The 18574-nt window shown below is 52.5% G+C and carries 16 protein-coding genes and 1 tRNA gene; 1 reads left to right on the forward strand and 16 read right to left on the reverse strand.

Annotated features, from left to right (window positions below):
- Positions 1-146 precede the first annotated feature (146 nt).
- Positions 147-222 (reverse strand) — tRNA-Ala (locus tag J2T14_RS04635).
- A 43-nt stretch (positions 223-265) separates the two neighbouring features.
- Positions 266-748: a transcriptional regulator NrdR gene (nrdR, locus tag J2T14_RS04640; protein ID WP_307205579.1), complete on the reverse strand. Its 483-nt coding sequence runs from the start codon at positions 746-748 to the stop codon at positions 266-268.
- Positions 749-888: 140 nt separating this feature from the next.
- On the opposite strand from nrdR, the gene J2T14_RS04645 reads away from it, so the two are divergent.
- Positions 889-1110, forward strand: a complete 222-nt coding sequence (locus J2T14_RS04645) for an alpha/beta-type small acid-soluble spore protein (protein ID WP_307205580.1) — start codon at positions 889-891, stop codon at positions 1108-1110.
- An 89-nt stretch (positions 1111-1199) separates the two neighbouring features.
- Here J2T14_RS04645 and J2T14_RS04650 read toward each other — a convergent pair whose 3' ends face one another.
- From J2T14_RS04650 to J2T14_RS04715, 14 genes are all read right to left on the reverse strand, one after another.
- Positions 1200-1766 carry a lytic transglycosylase domain-containing protein gene (locus J2T14_RS04650; protein ID WP_307468261.1) on the reverse strand — a complete coding sequence of 189 codons (567 nt, stop codon included), beginning with the start codon at positions 1764-1766 and terminating at the stop codon, positions 1200-1202.
- The gene (coaE, locus tag J2T14_RS04655; protein ID WP_307468264.1) at positions 1763-2359 is read right to left on the reverse strand and encodes a dephospho-CoA kinase; all 597 of its coding nucleotides are present in this window, start codon (positions 2357-2359) and stop codon (positions 1763-1765) included. Before coaE ends, J2T14_RS04650 begins: the two co-directional genes overlap by 4 nt.
- A gap of 15 nt (positions 2360-2374) precedes the next feature.
- Entirely contained in the window at positions 2375-3097 is a 723-nt protein-coding gene (locus J2T14_RS04660; RefSeq protein WP_307468266.1) for an MntP/YtaF family protein, read from the reverse strand.
- Positions 3098-3304: 207 nt separating this feature from the next.
- A complete protein-coding gene (gene mutM / locus J2T14_RS04665; RefSeq protein ID WP_307468268.1) occupies positions 3305-4141 on the reverse strand; it encodes a DNA-formamidopyrimidine glycosylase in 837 nt (278 codons plus the stop codon).
- A gap of 48 nt (positions 4142-4189) precedes the next feature.
- Entirely contained in the window at positions 4190-6868 is a 2679-nt protein-coding gene (gene polA / locus J2T14_RS04670; protein ID WP_307468272.1) for a DNA polymerase I, read from the reverse strand.
- Positions 6869-6988: 120 nt separating this feature from the next.
- On the reverse strand, positions 6989-8242 hold the full coding sequence (locus J2T14_RS04675; protein WP_307468273.1) for an EAL domain-containing protein: 1254 nt from the start codon (positions 8240-8242) through the stop codon (positions 6989-6991).
- The gene (locus J2T14_RS04680; RefSeq protein WP_307468275.1) at positions 8239-9774 is read right to left on the reverse strand and encodes a GGDEF domain-containing protein; all 1536 of its coding nucleotides are present in this window, start codon (positions 9772-9774) and stop codon (positions 8239-8241) included. The genes J2T14_RS04675 and J2T14_RS04680 overlap by 4 nt, the downstream gene beginning before the upstream one ends.
- A gap of 395 nt (positions 9775-10169) precedes the next feature.
- On the reverse strand, positions 10170-10829 hold the full coding sequence (gene phoU / locus J2T14_RS04685; protein ID WP_307205588.1) for a phosphate signaling complex protein PhoU: 660 nt from the start codon (positions 10827-10829) through the stop codon (positions 10170-10172).
- A 56-nt stretch (positions 10830-10885) separates the two neighbouring features.
- Entirely contained in the window at positions 10886-11641 is a 756-nt protein-coding gene (pstB, locus tag J2T14_RS04690; protein WP_307205589.1) for a phosphate ABC transporter ATP-binding protein PstB, read from the reverse strand.
- A 24-nt stretch (positions 11642-11665) separates the two neighbouring features.
- Positions 11666-12541, reverse strand: a complete 876-nt coding sequence (gene pstA / locus J2T14_RS04695; protein WP_307205590.1) for a phosphate ABC transporter permease PstA — start codon at positions 12539-12541, stop codon at positions 11666-11668.
- A 1-nt stretch (position 12542) separates the two neighbouring features.
- Complete coding sequence (gene pstC, locus J2T14_RS04700; RefSeq protein WP_307205837.1) at positions 12543-13406, reverse strand: phosphate ABC transporter permease subunit PstC; 864 nt, start codon at positions 13404-13406, stop codon at positions 12543-12545.
- A 195-nt stretch (positions 13407-13601) separates the two neighbouring features.
- Positions 13602-14603 (reverse strand): PstS family phosphate ABC transporter substrate-binding protein, encoded by a 1002-nt coding sequence (locus J2T14_RS04705; protein ID WP_307205592.1) that lies wholly within the window; start codon positions 14601-14603, stop codon positions 13602-13604.
- 101 nt (positions 14604-14704) lie between these two features.
- Positions 14705-15793 (reverse strand): methyl-accepting chemotaxis protein, encoded by a 1089-nt coding sequence (locus J2T14_RS04710; protein WP_307468278.1) that lies wholly within the window; start codon positions 15791-15793, stop codon positions 14705-14707.
- Between the two features lie 589 nt (positions 15794-16382).
- Positions 16383-18452 carry a beta-galactosidase gene (locus J2T14_RS04715; protein WP_307468281.1) on the reverse strand — a complete coding sequence of 690 codons (2070 nt, stop codon included), beginning with the start codon at positions 18450-18452 and terminating at the stop codon, positions 16383-16385.
- Positions 18453-18574: the final 122 nt, after the last annotated feature.

Consider the following 18574-nt stretch of genomic DNA (forward strand, 5'->3'; position numbering starts at 1 on the left):
GTGCTCCTCCAGTAGAAGTATTTCTTCGAAACCTCTTCACTTCATTACGTCCGCGCGGGGCGAACCTGTAGGGGTTCATCTCCCCTAGGCTATCCACCTAATAAACAGAAAACCACGTCCTATGGACGTGGTTGATTTGTTTATTATGGTGGAGCCTAGGGGGATCGAACCCCTGACCTCTTGCATGCCATGCAAGCGCTCTCCCAGCTGAGCTAAGGCCCCAAATGACGACAAAGTTGATAATATCATAATGTCGCCAGAATTGTCAATCAATATCTCTGAGGCTGTTCAAAGGGTGCTTGGACAACAGATTGTTGAGCTCCTTCATGAACATGTCGATGTCCTTGAATTGACGATAAACCGACGCGAAGCGGACGTACGCTACTTCGTCAACGGGGTAGAGCTGGCTCATGACTATCTCGCCGATGTCGCGGCTCTCCACCTCTGCAAGTGCCGTCGTACGGAGCTCTTTCTCGACCTCGGAGACTATAACTTCGAGACGTTCCACCGGTACGGGGCGCTTCTCGCAAGCGCGGATAAGTCCGCGCAATATTTTGTCGCGGCTGAACTCTTCGCGGCTGCCGCCTTTTTTGATGACGATTAGAGGCGTTTCTTCAATCATCTCGAACGTCGTGAAGCGACGGTTGCATTTCTCGCACTCGCGACGTCGGCGGATGGATTTGTTTTCGTTAGCTGGACGCGAATCTAATACCTTGGTGCCGGCATAGTCGCAGTATGGGCACTTCATTGGAATGCATCCCTCCGTTCTTCATTAATTTGCTGATATATATCGCACAAAAAATAAACTTATTTTTCCCATACCTTACCTGAATGAACTCTGGAAATACGCACATAATACAGTTACCAACCGCAAGGAGGTGAACATACATGCCAAGCAATAACAACAACAGCAACCAACTGCTTGTACCTCAAGCTAATGCTGCATTGGACCAATTGAAATTCGAAGTTGCTCAAGAATTGGGTATTGCCATTCCGCAAGACGGATACTATGGAAACATGGCTACTCGTGACACAGGCTCGATCGGTGGTAACATCACTCGTCGCCTGGTGCAAATCGCCGAGCAATCGCTTGCCGGCCAATTCAAATAATGATTCATTAAGCTTGTATGAATAGCAGAAGCCTTGGGAAGCTCGTCCATGAAACGGCGAGCCTCTCAAGGCTCATCTTATGTTCTAAGTTAAAAGTCAGAGTACAATTCCTTGTACTTATTATAATAATAAATGACGCGTTGTACATAGTGGCGGGTTTCGCCGTACGGAATTTGCTTCACCGTCTCCAGCTTCCCGTCCCACTTGCCTGTATTCAGCCATTCGCTGACCCTCGTCGGCCCTGCGTTATACGCGGCTACTGCGGCAATTTTGTTTTGATCGAATCTCTGTTGCAACGAACTTAAATACCACGATCCAAGCTCGATACTGACATCCGCGCGCTGTCTTAGCATGTCCTCCGTCACCTCGGCGAATCCAGCCCTCTGAACGACATCCTTTGCCGTCATCGGCATAAGCTGCATTAATCCAACTGCCCCTTTGTCCGATTGCCTTCCCGTCTTGAAGTTCGATTCCGTTCGGATAACGGCGGCTACCAAATGCGGCTCCAACCCGTAATTCGAGGCGCTAGCGCGAATATCGTCCTTATAATACACCGGATACATGTACTCGCCTAGCCAGTCCGACTTCAGAAAGAGGATGGCGATTAGTCCAAGCACCAATACGAGAAACACTCTTTTCTTCAACAATACCCTCATAATAAACCCTGATTTTTCCAAAAAACGTCGATCTGGCGTTCCGTCTCGACCAACGAGCGGCTATTGTCGACCACCCAATCCGCGCGTCTTCGCTTCTCTTCAATGTCCATCTGCAGCGAAATACGCCGCTTCGCTTCCGCCTCGTCCATTGTATTACGTTCCATCAGCCGCGTAATCTGCACCGCTTCAGGAACGTAGACGACCATAATGCCTTCATACAAAGCTTGCTGATTCGTTTCATATAGCAATGGAACATCCGCCACGACAAGCGCATTAGGATTCTCGTCTGCGTACGTATGTATTCTATGCTGCATTCGCTGCCTGATTGCAGGATGCGTAATCGATTCCAACTTTGCTAGTGAAGCTTTGTCATGGAAGACGATAGCGCCCAGGGCAGAACGATTCAATGTACCGTCCTCTTGGAGTATAGCTTGTCCGAACGAAGAGGCGATCGCCTCAAGCGCAGGTTCTCCCGGCTGGACGACCTCTCTAGCTACTTGATCGGCATCGACCAGCAGCGCGCCGCGGTCAGCGAGCAGCTTAGCAATGGTGCTTTTGCCGCTGGCTATACCGCCGGTTAATCCGATTATCATCCATTTCACCTCAAATTATAACAGCTTCATAATACCCATAATAATTAATAATAGGCCTGGGAGGAAGGACAACACCTGCATTCCTCTCCAAGTCGAGCATCGAAACCCGAACCGAATGCCTCCAAGGAGGAAAATCGCGCTGAATGCGGCGATAATAAGCGCCGTCATAAGCGCAGGAAGACCGATCATCGCGGCGCCAAGACCGGCGCCTAATGCATCGAGCGACAAGGCGACGCCAAGCATCACCGCTTCCGAAGCCGAGATCGTACCCGATTTGTCGACGTCGGCGGCTTGCGGGGTTCGCAGAATTTGAATGACGAGACCGAGCCGCTTAAGCTCTACCATGACGACAAGAACCGTACTGGAAGCGATGTTGCGTTCCGCAGCTCCTGAAGGGGAAATAGCCCCGACAGCCTTTGTCCCCTCCAACCTGTCATCCGAATCCGCTCCCATGCTCTGCTCCTCGCGGCTGCGACGCAGTTGGAACAAGGCGAAGCCGCCGATCACGATGAGCACGCATGCGCCGATCAACCTGGCGGCGAATTCGGATAAATAGCCAGACAGCCATCCGCCGACCTGCATCGATAGCCAAATAATCAGTCCTGAGCAGCAGGCAATAATAAAAACCGATACGAACGGTATTTTGATTCTCCGCAGCCCATAAGTAACTCCAACGCCGAATCCATCCAAGCTAACCGCAAAAGCAATCACTAACAGTGGAGCCAAATGCGCGAACAACGAAGTCCCTCCCCGCATTGCGACTGCCCCGGTCAACGGCTTAATTTCCAGTACCTTAACCGTTGATTCGGGCGTTCGCCCATGTTCTCTTAACAAGAACATCATATGCGAAGAGCGGATGACGGTGCATAACGCCTCGTTACAAGCCTAACCGGATGATTATATTTTATGCTTGACCGATGAATTGGATATCATACCTTGAAGGCATTATTCCTTCGGCGCCGGCTGGCAATTCTCGCATATATGCGTACCTCTGCCGCCAACGACGAATTTCTTAATCGCCCGCGAGCATACTTTGCAGGGCTCGTCCTTCCTGCCATAGACAGAAAACGAATGCTGGAACATGCCCATTTCGCCTTGTCCATTCACGTAAGAACGGATCGACGAGCCTCCCGCCTCCACGGCACGAGCAAGCGTCGAGCGAATGGATTCATGCAGTCGCATCCACTCCGCAGGCTTCAGCGTATTCGCCGGACGTTCGGGGTGGATTCGCGCTTGGAACAGCGCTTCATCCACATAAATATTGCCAAGTCCGACGATATGCTCTTGGTTAAGGAGGAGCGGCTTGATGCTCATCTTGCGCTTGTCGAGCCTCTCGCGCAGCGCGCTTAGCGTAAATGCCGGCTCCAACGGCTCAATTCCAAGCTTGTTAAGCGGCGGCAGCTGAAAATGATCTCCCGTCTTGAATAGATGCATCGTTCCGAACTGGCGAACATCCTTATATCGCAATTCCGTACCATCGTCAAAGTGAAAAATAACATGCGTATGCAGCGCGGTCGGCTCATCCGCCTTATTGACGCTGTAGCGCCCTTCCATCCGGAGATGCGACACGAGCACGATGCCGTCCAGCATGATCAACAGAAACTTCCCGCGCCGCTCAACGGTTTGAATCGTATGCCCGGCCAGCGCGTCCGCGAACTGCTCCGGCTCAATGGGACGTTGTATAATACGCGGAAGCTTAACGGTTACGGACTGTATTCGTTTGCCCGCGACAAGATCAATCAATGTGCGCCTTACGGTTTCTACCTCTGGCAATTCAGGCATTTCTCATCACCTCGACATCTATTATAACGTATATAGACGGCCAGCGGGTTACTTTGCCTCATACCAATTGACACCGAAACTGACATCTGCTTTCAGCGGAACATGAAGCTTAAGCGCTCCGGACATCACTTCCGGCACTAGCGACTTCATCAGCTCCAGCTCTTCCTCCGGCACTTCGAATACAAGTTCGTCATGTACTTGAAGCAGCATGCGGCTCTTTAGCTTGCGCTCGCGCAGCGCCTCGTCCATCTGCACCATAGCCAGCTTAATTATATCGGCTGCCGTTCCTTGAATAGGCGAGTTCATGGCCGTTCTCTCCGCGAACGATCGCAAATTGAAATTCGACGCCTTAATCTCCGGCAGGAAGCGCCTGCGTTCAAGCAGCGTCGTTACATAACCGTCGCGCCGCGCCTGAACGACGATATCCTCCATGAATTGGCGTACGCCTTTGAACACTTCCTTGTACTGCTCAATAAATCGACCCGCATCGTTCCTCGAAATGCCAAGGTTCTGCGACAATCCGTAATCGCTTATGCCGTATACGATGCCGAAGTTAACCGCCTTCGCTTGACGGCGCATATTGGAATCGACTTGATCGGCCGTTACGCCGAATACGTCCATCGCCGTCTTCGTATGAATGTCCATATCGTGAATGAACGCTTCCTTCAAGTTCTCGTCGTCGGCAATATGAGCCAAGACGCGAAGCTCGATCTGCGAATAGTCGGCTGCGACAATGTACCATCCGGGTTCGGAAGGAACGAAAGCCTTGCGAATCTGGCGGCCTTCCTCCAGCCGGATCGGGATATTTTGCAAATTCGGAAATTGGCTGCTGAGGCGTCCGGTCGCGGCAATCGTCTGGCGATAGTACGTATGGATCTTGCCAGTCTCCCCGCGCACCTCCTTCAGAAGTCCCTCGACATACGTCGATTGCAGCTTCGCAAGCTGGCGGTAATGCAGAATGAGCGGAATAATCGGATGATAAGGCGCCAGATCCTCCAGCACCTCGGCATCGGTCGAATATCCGGTCTTCGTCTTCTTGCGCGCAGGCAACTCAAGCTTCTCGAACAAGATTTCGCCAAGCTGCTTCGGAGAGCCGATATTGAACTCCACGCCAGCATGCTTATATATATCGCTCATAATCGTCACTAATTGCGACTCCAGGTTCCGTCCCAGTTCCTCTAGCTCCTGCTTCTTTACCGTTATGCCTTGAAGCTCCATGCCCGCAAGAACGCGGGACAATGGTTGCTCCAGTTGAAAATACAGCTTGCTCATCCCGCTCTTCTCAAGATCGGCCGTCAAGATCGGAACAAGCTTGCGAACCGCGTCTCCGCGCAGCGCCAGATGACGGTACAATGTATCCGCATCCGGCACTTTGAACTTCGCTCCCTTGCCATAGACCGCTTCGTCGGAAGCAATGCCGGACAGCCCCTGCTTGCCGGTAATCGCGCTAAGCGACAGCGCGGTATCTGTCGGGTCGAGCAAATAGGCCGCAAGCTGCACGTCGAATGCAGTGCCCGCATATCGAATCCCGCTCCATGCGAGCGCAAGCTCCACTTTATGTAAGTCAAAGCCGTACTTCGGCTTGTCTGCTTGCGAGAACCACTCGACCAAACCGGCTGCGAACGGCTTCTTAAGCGCGCTGTAAGGAAGAACGTACACCGCATCTTCCGTAGCGACGGACAGGCCGATGATTTCCGCTTGATGCGGATTCTCGCCGATCGCTTCGATGTATAAGCCATGCTCCTTGTCCTGCTGCAGAGCCGATAACAATTCCGACAACGATTCGCCATCCTCTTCGGATGCAATGATCGCGATATTAAGTTCCGCAGCGGATTGCTTCGCCTCTTCTGCAGAATCGCCGACTGACACGCCAAGGTCGAGCCTCTCCAGCAGAGACTTGAACTCCAGCTTGCGGAACGCCTCCGCGAGCGTTGCCCCGTCGTAGCCGCTATAGCGCAGCTCGTCGGTTCCGCTCTCAAGCGGAACCTCGCGGAAGATCGTCGCGAGCTTCTTGCTCATGAGCGCGCTATCCTTATGCGTCTCGATATTTTCCTTCAGCTTGCCTTTCAGCTCGCCGGCATTCTCCAGCACTTGCTCGACCGTGCCATGTTCGTGAAGCAGCTTAAGCGCCGTCTTCTCGCCTACGCCGGGCACGCCCGGAATATTGTCGGACGTATCGCCCATGAGACCCTTGAGATCGATAATTTGCTGCGGCACTAATCCATATTTCTCTTGGATGGCTTCCGGAGAGTACATATCAACCTCGCTAACGCCCTTGCGCGTCACCGCAATCGTCACTTTATCCGATGCGAGCTGCAGCATATCCTTGTCGCCGGATACGACAACCGTCTCGACGCCTTGCTCATCCGCCCGCTTCGTCAGCGTGCCGATAATATCGTCCGCCTCGTAACCGGACAATTCGAACTGCGCGATGCCGAAGGATCGAATCAGTTCCTTCAGCACGGGGAATTGCTCGGACAGCTCCGGCGGCGTCTTCTGGCGTCCGCCCTTGTATTCGCTATAGCCTTCGTGCCGGAAAGTAACTTTGCCCGCATCGAATGCGACGAGTACATGCGTAGGCTTAAGCTCGTCCAATAATTTAAGAAGCATCGTTGTGAATCCGTATAAGGCGTTCGTATGCTGTCCCGCTGAATTCGTCAGCGGCGGCAGCGCGAAGAACGCGCGATACGCTATGCTGTTGCCGTCGATTAACATCCATTTTTCCATTTGCATCAACACCTCGCCTAATGACCTGATTACCCTCTATCATACCATAAAACGATGCCGCAAAATGGGCTTTCCCAAAGCATCGTCCGCTTCGTGAAAGCCCATACCTGTATCCTGTAATCAAATCCCCCTATCCTCGGACATCGCGGCGGGACGGCCTAACAAATACCCTTGCGCATACGATGCGCCGAGCTCTCGCACCTTGGCCAGCTCTTCCTCCTGCTCAATGCCCTCGGCAATGATCGAGATGTCCATCTTGGCAGCCAATTGCGCCAGCGTATGCAGAATATGAGCCTTCATCTCGTCTTGATGAATGTCTTGAATGATCGACCTGTCCACCTTCAAGTAATCGGGGCGCAGCTCGACAATCGATTGCAAGGAAGAATAGCCTGCGCCTACATCATCGATGGCGATCTGGTAGCCTTGGCTTCGGTAATGCTCCAGCGCTTTCTTGACGGCGCCAAAATCCTCGATCGAGTTGCGCTCCGTTATTTCGAACACGACGTTATGCGGCGACAAGCCGCGGCGTTCCAACAAGCTCAAGGTTAAGCCGGGAGAAAATTCCGGATCTTCTATGATTTGCGCCATAACGTTAATGAACAGCTTCTGTTCGCGCCTAAGGCCGCCGCACCCTTCAATCGCTTTTTCCCGTGCCAATCGGTCCAGCACATAGCACGCGCCTTCTTGCTCGGCGAATGAGAATAGTTCAAGCGGTCCTTCGAACCATGTGCGTTCCCGCGTTCTTGTGAGCGCCTCGAAGCCAAACACCTTATCCTCGCGCAAAGACAATATGGGCTGGTATACGGGATCAATCGAGCGCTGCTCCATAAGCCGGTCGAACGCTCTGCGCTTGATGCTCCGCTCCATGCCGCCTGCGGACTGTCCGTGCAGCATCGCCTGCTTGACCGCTTCATACCAAGCCGACCCTTCCTCCGAACTGCTACTGATTTCCGCAACGGCTACGCCAATATATAGCTTGCCGCTCCAATGATGCTCGGATAACTGCTGCATATGGGCTGCGAATCGCCGCTCCCACTCCTTCGTGTGCTTGAACGTCGTCTCCAGCAGCCAGCCTTCAAGCGTTCCCCGGCGGCCGCTGGGGAGCCGCATATAGATGAATAGATCGTCATGGATCCAGTCCATCCCCTCGAACAGCACCGAGCTCTTGAACACCGCTTCGGTCTCGCGTTCAGCAAACTGCTTCCACTCCTTACGGAAATACATGCCGCTTCCGCTTTGCTCCGATTCGCCGGATTGCTGCCATGACATATAGAGAACTCCGATAAGTCCGGGTTGTCCAGCCTGAGTGCCTGACATCGTCCATATTCCGTTGCCGAGCTGACTCATGCGCTGACTTTCACGTAAACGTTTCACGTATATTTTCGATCCTCTCCATGATGCATTCCTGTAATATGCTCTAACACGTAAACGCTGCCCTTGAGCGACTTCGCACGTTTCTTCAGCTTAGCGGCAAGCCTCGGTATATCTTCCGGCGTCAGTGGCACGATGCCGTCCCATACCATTAACGACAAGGATAACGCCACACCCTCCTGCTCGACCACATTGCCGTGGCGATCCTCTACCGAAGTCACCTCCACGCCTCCGTAAAAGGCTTTTACACCGGCTTCGAACCTCGTAATTAACGATTGACAGATCATCTCCGCATTTGCCGCTTCCGCTACGATAATGAAGTCGTCTCCTCCAATATGTCCGACAAAATCACCCGGGGTTCCATGCTGCTCCAGCTCCTTGCCTAACGTATCGGCTAAGTAACGAATCATCCCATCGCCAAGTCCGAAGCCGAAGCAATCGTTAAACCATTTGAAATAATCCAAATCCGCATAAATAACGGCAAAAGGTCTGCATGCCTGAATTCGGCGATGAAGCTCGGTCTGGATGCCCTCATTGCCGGGAAGACCCGTTAACGGATTCGCCTCCCTTGCCGCCTCCGTCCGCATCGCCGTCATGCATTCCAGAATGGAGCGAATCGATGCGGCGCCTGCCAATTGCCCGTTCCGGGTAATAATGACAACATCGTACAAATGGGCATAATGCCTGTTCATGGCAAGCTGCGACACTTGCTCCACCGGCATATTCTCGTCTACGATGAGCGGTTGATCGTTCATAATTCGCTCGACCCCTCGATTCCAATAGAGCGGAAGACCGAATTGGCCTGCCAGCAGCTGATGCAGCTTTTCCTTCATCAGCAGTCCGACTGGGCGATTGTCCGCCACGATAATGACGCCGGGCGCCTTCGGATTCGTATCGAACATATAAGCGACCTCCGACACGAGCGTTCGCGATTGGAACACGGGAAACGGCGCCGCCAGCTGCCCGATCGCGATAGGCTTGCCAGAGCGATATAGTTCAAGCGGCTGCTTGTTTCTCTTCTCGCCAGACTGACCTGTAAGCTCCGCGGAATCAAGTGTCACCGCCGTTGTATCGACTTCGGCAAGTCCGCCATGAAAGGCGTAAGGCACTGGCGCGGCGTATGCATTAAGCAGCAACGCATCTCTTAGCAGACGGTACACAACCGTCTCCGTCGAGCGTCCGGCCGAGGAAGGAAAAGCGACGGCATAGCCGATATGAGCCTTGACCGAGTCCCTTCTTGAACCAGCCGGATCCGCATTCATACGCTTATTCAGTAACTCCGCCGCGAGCTGCGCGACCTGCTCGATCGGCGGATCGCCCGATTGCCTTGCAAGCAAATAGTAATATTCGTTCTCGAGCCGCAGTCGCCAAAACAATCTTTTTTGGTCGCTTTCCCACAGCAGCAGCGACGATTCCGCAGCCGATTGGCCGCTGTCGATGCGAACATATATAGCGCTTATGCCTCCGTTATTCCAACGCTCCTTAATCCCCCGAATCATATCCCTGTTGAACAGACCATAACCAATCTCTTCCATTAGGATCCCCTCGATGCTTGCATGTCTTTTTTTATGTACTTTAGTCCTAACACTAACAAACTTTTGTGAAGTAAGATGCATCTTAACGTTAAATTTCGGTAAACTTCTGACAAATTGCGACATCGCTTATGTGCAGGTTGATTTTAAGCAATGGACAGATGACGGTGCGCAAAGATAGGTGGGGGAATCGAAGATTCGAGCAGTGGATAGCCAGTAGGGTTGGCGTTTGGCTGCTGCCTGGTGGGACACATAGCATACTCGTTTCATACGAAGTTACTGCTGAAATCCAACATAGCTTTCGGGAAAAAGCTCGGTAACGGCCAATACAAATTCCTTACGCAAACAAATAAACCGCATACGCGCCCTGCGCGGGCAACATGTGCGGTTCATCTCGTTTATTGATTAAGATCGGGACGGTTGCCCGTGACCAAGTAAACGACGCTCTCTCCGATATTCGTCGCATGGTCGCCGAACCGCTCCATATAGCGGCCAACGAAGCTAAGCAGCGATGCCTGAGCGATATTGCGGGGATTCTCCATCATTAGCGAGAACAGCTCGCGAGTAATCTGACCGTACAACGCGTCGACCTGATCGTCGTCCTTCGCCATCTTGTAAGCAAGGTCTACATTTTCTTGCACGAACGATTGAATCGACTCATATGTCATCATCTGCACGATCTCTGCCATGCGCGGCAAGTCGATCAGCGGCTTAATAAGCTCTTGACCTTCCAGGCGCAATACGACCTTCGCCACGTCAACCGCAAGATCGCCCATCCGCTCAAGGTCGCTGGCAATCTTGAAAGCCGACAGAATGCGGCGCAAGTCCTTGGCAACCGGCTGCTGCGTAGCAATGAGACGCGAGCCGATCTCCGTAATTTTTTCTTCCATCTGGTTCAACAGCGGATCCTTCTTAATGACTATCTTTGCGCGATCAATATCGATTACCTTAAGAGCTTCCATTGCTTCAACGAGCGCTTCCTCTACGAAGCCGCCCATCTCTACAAGCAAATTATGAAGCTGCTCAAGTCCTTGGTCGAATTCCTTGCGTTTCGTCATCACAGCGTATTTCCCCCTATTAGGTAATCGTTAGTTCGCCGACCCCTCGTCCCGGCTTAACCGAATCGTCCGCTAATGTAATCTTCCGTGCGTTGATCGGTTGGATTGGAGAACAACTTCTCCGTATCCGAATATTCAATGACCTCGCCATTCAAGAAAAATACCGTTTGGTTGGAAACCCTTGCTGCTTGATGCATATTATGCGTAACCATAACGATCGTATATTTATCCTTCAGCTCTTGCGCCAGCTCCTCGATCTTGAGCGTGGAGATCGGATCAAGCGCCGAAGTCGCCTCGTCCATGAGCAAAATGTCAGGGTTAACAGCAAGCGCGCGCGCAATGCAAAGACGCTGCTGCTGACCGCCGGATATGCCGAAGGCTGAACGTTTCAAATGATCCTTCACTTCATCCCAGAGAGCTGCCGACTTCAGGCTCGTCTCTACGATTTCGTCAAGCGCCTTTTTGCTTGTTACGCCGTGCAGGCGAGGGCCGTAAGCGACGTTGTCGTAAATCGATTTGGGAAAAGGGTTCGGCTGCTGGAACACCATGCCTACTTTCTTGCGGAGCGTCTCGACATCTACTTCGTTCGAATAAATTTCCGTTCCGCCGATAGCGATGCCGCCCTCGATGCGCGTGCCGGGAATCATGTCGTTCATACGGTTGAGCGTGCGGAGCAGCGTCGATTTGCCGCAGCCGGACGGCCCGATGAATGCGGTAATGGCTTTCTCAGGAATCGTCAACGATACATTTTTGAGTGCATGGAAAGTGCCATAGAACAAATTCAGCTTGTTAATATTTATAAGTGCTTCCATTTTGCTCGTCTCCTCCAACCGTTATTAAACGTTTTTCTGATATTTGTTTCGAAGCAGTATCGCCGAGAAGTTCATAAGCAGCAGCAAGGCAAGCAATACGATAATACCGCTAGCCGCAAGCTCCTGGAACTCCACCTGAGGCTTGGACAGCCAGTTGTATACTTGAATCGGAACAACGGTGAATGAATCCTTTAGGCCCTCCGGCAAGTAAGCGACATATGTCAGAGCTCCGATCATAACGAGCGGGGCAGTCTCGCCGATCGCCCGCGACATCGCAAGAATGACGCCTGTCAAAATACCGGGAATAGCCGATGGCATAACGGAGCGTGATACGGTCTGCCACTTCGTTGCGCCAAGCGCGAACGAAGCGTCGCGGCGCGACTTCGGCACGGAGCGAATCGCTTCCTGCGCCGACACGATGATAATCGGCAGCACGAGCAGCGTCATTGTGAGCGCACCGGCGATCAAGCTTTTGTCGAGCGCCAGCAGCCTAACGAACAACGCAAGGCCTAGGATTCCATAAACGATCGATGGTACGCCCGCAAGCGTACTAATATTAAGCTGGATAATGCGGGTGAAGCGGTTTTTGCCCGCGTATTCCTCTAGGTAAATCGCTGCGCCTACGCCGAAGATGAAAGAGACCGGCGCCATAATAAGCAGCATATAGATTGTACCGACAAGCGCCGACTTCATGCCCGAGCCGTCAGCCTTGCGGGACGGGAAGTTCGTAAACAAGTCAGGCTGCAGCCGCGTTACGCCGTCAAGCAAAATATCGATGAGCAGAGCGCAAAGCGCGATTACGCCGATCGAGGTTGCCGTAACGAACAAAATATGAAGCAGCCAGTCGGTTCTGCGCCGTCCTGCGATCTGCTTGCGGTTCGCATCGTGAAAGATGTTCATATCAATACTCCTCCCTGAATCTTCTTGCAACGTATTGGGCAAGAATATTAAGCAAGAACGTAATAACGAACAATGTCATGCCTACTGCGAATATCGAGCCGTATTCAACGGTTCCGTGCGGCGTATCGCCTAAGCTGACTTGAACGATGTATGCGGTCATTGTCTGAATGCTGTCAAGCGGATTGGCCGTCATGTTAGGCGTCGAGCCGGCTGCCAGCGTCACAATCATCGTTTCGCCAATGGCACGAGAGAATGCCAATACCGCGGAAGCTACAATACCCGACAGCGCTGCAGGCACGACGATCTTAAGAGCAACCTCGAACCGCGTCGCGCCAAGCGCATAGGCGCCGTCTCGCAAGCTGCGCGGCACGGATGACATCGCGTCCTCGCTTAGCGAGCTTACCATCGGAATAATCATGATTCCGACTACGATGCCGGCGCTAAGCGCGTTGAATATGCCTGCGCTCGGGAAGATGCTTTGAATAATCGGCGTAATAAAGCTTAGCGCGAAATATCCGTACACGATCGTCGGTATGCCCGCGAGCACCTCCAAAATCGGTTTAATGACTTTCCGAACCTTCTTCGGCGCGTATTCCGATAAATAAATGGCACTAGCAAGGCCGATCGGCACGGCAACGAGACATGCGATAACCGTAATCATCAGCGTTCCGGAAAGCAGCGGCAGCACCCCGAAGCTCTTAGGCGGGATTAGCGGCGACCATTTCGTTCCGAACAAAAAGTCCAGTATCGGTATCGTCTTGAAAAACTGATAAGTTTCCGTTAGCAGCGTTACAACGATTCCGATCGTTGTCATGATGGATACGGACGCGCATAGAAACAGCAAAATCGGCATTACTTTATTCATGATGCTGACGCGCTCGTTTTTGAATTTGTATGCGTCGACTTTTACAGGTGCGTTTTTCGCATTGTCATTGCTTTGCAGAGCTTCGCTTTGCATGCCGGCGGCCTCCTTCTTGCCATTTACAATTCATTTACATTATCGGCGAGAAAAATGTGATGTCCCGCGAGACATCACATTTTCGCACCAAGCCAAAGCTTATTATTGGATTTTGGCTGCTTCTGTTGCGTATTGCTCATCTGGAAGCGCTACGTAGCCAACTTCTCCAGCCAATGCTCCAATGTTATCGATATAGAATTTCGCGAACTCTTTCACTTCAGGACGCTCAAGCTCTTTGTTGTTCACGTAGATGAAGAGCGGGCGGGACAACGGTGCGTATGAGCCGTCTTTGATCGTGTCGTACGTAGGCTCGATTGGACCGGATCCACCGTCGATTGGAACGACTTTCAGCTTATCCGCGTTTTCTTCGAAGTATGCGAACCCGAAGTAGCCGATGCCGTATTTGCTGCCTGAAACGCCTTGAACGAGTGCGTTGTCGTCTTCGCTGAAGCTGATTGCTTCATCGTTACGAATGCCTGCTTTATCAAGGATTGCTTCGTTGAAGTAGTCGTAAGTGCCGGAATCGGCGCCTGGCGAGAACATAACGATCGGCTCAGCCGGGAAAGTATCGCGAACGTCTTTCCAAGTTTTTACCGTGCTGCCAGTCATGAAGATTTTGTTCAATTCTTCAACCGTCAGGTGGTCGATGAAATCATTGTCTTTGCTAACGACGACCGACAAACCGTCGAACGCTACCGAAAGCTCTGTATACTCAATGCCTGCGTCTTTGCAAGCAGTTGCTTCTTCGTCTTTGATCGGACGCGATGCGTCTGCGATCGCGATCTCTGCTGCGCAGAATTGCTTGAAGCCGCCGCCTGTGCCGGATACGCCGACTGGTACGCGAACATCTGCATGCTCTTTGTTGAATTCTTCAGCCGCAGCTTCCGTCAGCGGGAACACCGTGCTGGATCCGTCTATTTTAATTTCGCCCGAAAGCTTGGCCGCTTCTTCAGTTGGAGCGTTCGTTGCCACATTGTTCGTTGCTGCTCCACCATTATTTTCCGTATTTCCACTATTGGCGTTATTGCCGCATGCTGCAGCGAATACGACCAACATGGACATCATCAACATTAGAACGACTTTACCCTTTTTCCCCTTAAACAACTCTACCACTCCTCTTAATTTGTCTAGTATGGGTTTCCCCTTGCAAGATCAATATTACTAGCCGTTTGTAAATCGGGTACTCTCTTTTTGTAAACTTCATGTTAAAAATACGATTGCCGCAACTTCTCCATTTCGTCGGCGACATGAATCGATTGCTTATGCGCCTGTTCCGACAGCTCGCCGACTTTCTTCGCGCTGCCGCGATTGTCCGCTGCCGCCTGGAATAAGCGGTTGAACGCTTCAACCGCAGCGAGAACGTACGCCTCGCTCGCCGTCGTCTCCGAGCGTCCGGAGCTCGCAAGCGCCGCCGTTTCGCCGATAGCGTCAACGATTGACTTGGTCAGCATCGTAATCTCGCCGGCTAGCTGCTTCGTCTGTCCCGCCAGCTTCATAACTTCGCCTGCCACAACAGCGAAGCCGCGACCATGCTCGCCTGCCCTTGCCGCTTCAATAGAAGCATTGATTGCGAGCAGATTGCTTTGATCCGCCAACTCCCTGATTACCTTGGATACGCGGCTGATCGAGCCCGCTTCCGCCTGAAGCTCGTTCATTCGCTGCTCTTGATGCTGCGATGACGCAGCGATAGACAGAAATGCGCTGCTCACCTTGTCCAGCTCGTTCTTGCCGCTTAGCGTTAAGTCGACCATCTCAACGGACAACGACTCGCCCTGCCCGGTCGAGGCACGAACGGCGCTTGCCGCCTGTTCGATCTGCCTGACGCGCTGCTCGGCCGATTGGATAATGCGGCGCTGCGCCCTCTCCGCCTCCTGCTGGAGCGCTCTGGACATCTTGAGCATGTCCGATACGGTGAGCACTCCCGCAAGCGATCCGTCCTGTTGCGTCACGACGACGCAGTCGTAGAGGATGCTCTCATCGCGGCTGAGCGCGCTGTCGATAATTTGTTGCGGCGCATCGGCAATATGTACGGTTAGCGGACGAGCATCCATCAGCCTCGTAACCGGCTTCTCATAATACAGATCGGCACTAAAACGATGGCCGAGCTTAAGAAAAAACCGGTTGCGCATCATGAGTCCAACCGGTATTCGCTCATTGCCGCGTACGACGACGACGCACTCGCAGTCGGGATTTTGCTTGAAGACGCCAATCGTCTCCCGGCAAGAGCGCTCTTCTTCAACAGTAGCTGCTCCCCGCATATAATCGGCAATGCGAACGGGTTGCAGGTCGGTCACATCAGTTTCTGCTTCCCCATGTGCACCAGATTGTAGCCTATCAATTGCTTCAGGCTCAGCTTCAGCCTCAGTTTCTGTTTCAGGTCGTATAGCAACTGCTGCAACTACCTTTCCCTCTTCTTGCACTTTCAATTCTAGCTTATCCAGAACGGATACCGTCATTCACGATCACCCTTCCTTCCATATCCTCTCAGGTACTACTATAGGTCTCAAGCATCAACTGCGGTGGCATGGAATGTTAACGCAATGTTAAATTCGACAGTAATTGATAAATTAAAGCGGCCTAGCTACTTGGTCAGATCATGTAGTCTAAAGGTGCATATGCGATCTTACGGCGGTGGAGTAACTTGGAGTAGCGGCTTGTAAGAGCGTATATGCTCTTACACAGTTCATTAAGGAGAGGCTGCTTGGACGAAAGTTGGCTGTAAGAGCTTATGCGCTCTTTCGGGGAGTCGAGTAACCTAAGGCGTCGGCGTGTAAGAGCGTATGTGTGCTTACATGGGGCGGTGTACTCTGCAAACAACAAAAAAACTGCGCGGCACGTACGACTTTCGTACGTGCTGCGCAGTTCGTTAGATCTATAGGAATGTTACTTCGAAGCGCGCTTCAGAAGCTTTATGCTGTGGCCTTCAAGCTCAATCGATGAACCAACAGCCGCTCCGGTTAGCAATTCGGTGTATGCGCGAGCGTCCAGCTCTACCGATTTGTCGGCATCCGTGAAGTTCGACACGAATACGTAATCATGCTCCCCGTCGGTACGAAGCTGAGCGGTTACGCCTTCCGGCAGCTCGGACTCGATGACGCGCTTCACGCCTGCTTGCCGGGTAATGCTAGCCGTCAATTGCTTAATGAAGTCATTGTCGTTGCGCGACGCAATATAATACGCCTTGCCCTTGCCCAGCTTGTTCACCGTTACGGCCGGACGTCCTGCGTAGAAGTCTTCTCCGTATACCGCAAGCGCCTCCGCGCCTTCGAGGTGAATGAGGTCACATAGCTCGCGAGCGACGAACTCGCCGCCGAAGCCAAGCTCGTTGCCATCGTTCATGACGACGCGGTTCGAATCGTGGTCATGCAGGGAGTCGATTTCCTCCGACCAGATGCCAAGCGTTTTGCGAAGCGGTCCAGGGAAGCCCCCTAGGAAGCATAGGTCGTTCTCGTCGACAATGCCGCTCCAATACGTTGCGATGAACGTACCGCCGTTCTCGACAAAACGTTCAATGCGTTCGCCAACGCCCGGACGCACCATATAAAGCATCGGAGCGATGAGCAGCTTATAAGAATCGAAGCTGCATTCCGAATCGATAACGTCAACGGATACGCCTAGATCCCATAGCGGACGATAATGGTTATGCAGAGTCTTCTCGTAATGCAAGCCGCCGTTACGCGGTCCTTGCGAATCCTTCACCGCCCAGCGGTTCTCCCAATCGTTAATGAGCGCGACTTCAGGCTTCACCGAAGTGCCGACAACCTCCGTCAGCTTCTCCAGCGTCTGTCCAAGCTCGGATACTTCGCGGAAGACGCGGGTATGCTCGTTGCCGACATGGTCGACAACCGCGCCGTGCAGCTTCTCGCTTGAGCCTCTGCTCTTGCGCCATTGGAAATATTGAACGGTATCCGAACCATGCGCCACCGCCTGCAAAGAGGACAACAGATGAACGCCCGGACGCTTCAGCTTGCTGACCGGCTGCCAGTTCGTCATGCTCGGCGTGCTTTCCATCAGCATGAACGGCTTGCCGCCCTTGAGGGAGCGGAACACATCGTGGTTAAACGCAATCCAAGACGCCAGCGAGCTGTCGTCGCCGAAGTTGTCATGCCAGGTCGGGTAAGCGTCCCACGAAATCATATCGAGCAGATCGCTGAACTTCCAGTAGTTGAGCGGCTCGAAATCAAGCATAAAGTTAGTCGTAATCGGCAGCTCCGGGTTCGCGGCGCGAAGCGGCGCGATCTCATGACGGCAGAAGTCCACTGTCTGATCCGTTACGAAACGTCTCCAGTCCACATTCTGACCGTGAACGGCGTTCTCGCCGCGAGCGGTCGGGGACTCCACTTGACTCCAGTTTGTATAGGTGTGACTCCAGAACGTCGTCCACCATGCGTCGTTGAGCGCTTCCAGCGAGCCGTATTTATTTTGCAGCCAGCCTCTGAATGCTTCCTCGCAATAATTACAATGGCACTCGCCGCCGTATTCATTGGAGATATGCCAGCCGATTACGGCCGGATGCTGCGAATAACGCTCGGCGAGCTTACTATTCATAATCTCTACTTTCTCGCGGTAAACCGGCGAGGAGAAGCAGTGGTTGTGCCTTGCGCCATGCAGATTGCGAATGCCGTTTGGAGCAACGCGCAATACTTCCGGATATTTCTCCGACATCCAAGCCGGACGCGCGCCGCTTGGCGTAGCCAACAACGCAAATATACCGTTCGCCGCAAACTTGTCCAGCAGCGTATCCAGCCAATCAAACGTGAAGCGGCCTTCCTCGGGCTCAAGTGCCGACCATGCGAAGATGCCGACCGACATCACATTGCAGCGAGCCAGCTTCATTAAACGAATATCTTCCTCCAGCACCTCGGGATACTTCTGCCATTGGTCCGGGTTATAATCTGCTCCATGCAGCATTTGTGGAATCTTGCCGCTGATCGGTGGGAACTTTGTCGTCATGAATAGAGCCTCCAGTATCGTCTTTTAATCATCATAAATGGATATGCTATAATGATATTCATATTATAGAATGAACGCATCGCCATTAAAATAATAGTATTTTCGCATCGATAGCAAAATAT

It is taken from the genome of Paenibacillus harenae, assembly GCF_030812415.1.
Lineage (GTDB): Bacteria > Bacillota > Bacilli > Paenibacillales > Paenibacillaceae > Pristimantibacillus > Pristimantibacillus harenae_A.

Excerpts from the sequence above, each read along its gene's own strand:
- nrdR (WP_307205579.1), bottom strand. The coding sequence starts at position 748 with ATGAAGTGCCCATACTGCGACTATGCCGGCACCAAGGTATTAGATTCG.
- J2T14_RS04645 (WP_307205580.1), top strand. The coding sequence starts at position 889 with ATGCCAAGCAATAACAACAACAGCAACCAACTGCTTGTACCTCAAGCT.
- J2T14_RS04650 (WP_307468261.1), bottom strand. The coding sequence starts at position 1,766 with ATGAGGGTATTGTTGAAGAAAAGAGTGTTTCTCGTATTGGTGCTTGGA.
- coaE (WP_307468264.1), bottom strand. The coding sequence starts at position 2,359 with ATGATAATCGGATTAACCGGCGGTATAGCCAGCGGCAAAAGCACCATT.
- mutM (WP_307468268.1), bottom strand. The coding sequence starts at position 4,141 with ATGCCTGAATTGCCAGAGGTAGAAACCGTAAGGCGCACATTGATTGAT.
- polA (WP_307468272.1), bottom strand. The coding sequence starts at position 6,868 with ATGGAAAAATGGATGTTAATCGACGGCAACAGCATAGCGTATCGCGCG.
- J2T14_RS04680 (WP_307468275.1), bottom strand. The coding sequence starts at position 9,774 with ATGGAAGAGATTGGTTATGGTCTGTTCAACAGGGATATGATTCGGGGG.
- phoU (WP_307205588.1), bottom strand. The coding sequence starts at position 10,829 with ATGACGAAACGCAAGGAATTCGACCAAGGACTTGAGCAGCTTCATAAT.
- pstB (WP_307205589.1), bottom strand. The coding sequence starts at position 11,641 with ATGGAAGCACTTATAAATATTAACAAGCTGAATTTGTTCTATGGCACT.
- pstA (WP_307205590.1), bottom strand. The coding sequence starts at position 12,541 with ATGAACATCTTTCACGATGCGAACCGCAAGCAGATCGCAGGACGGCGC.
- pstC (WP_307205837.1), bottom strand. The coding sequence starts at position 13,406 with ATGAATAAAGTAATGCCGATTTTGCTGTTTCTATGCGCGTCCGTATCC.
- J2T14_RS04715 (WP_307468281.1), bottom strand. The coding sequence starts at position 18,452 with ATGACGACAAAGTTCCCACCGATCAGCGGCAAGATTCCACAAATGCTG.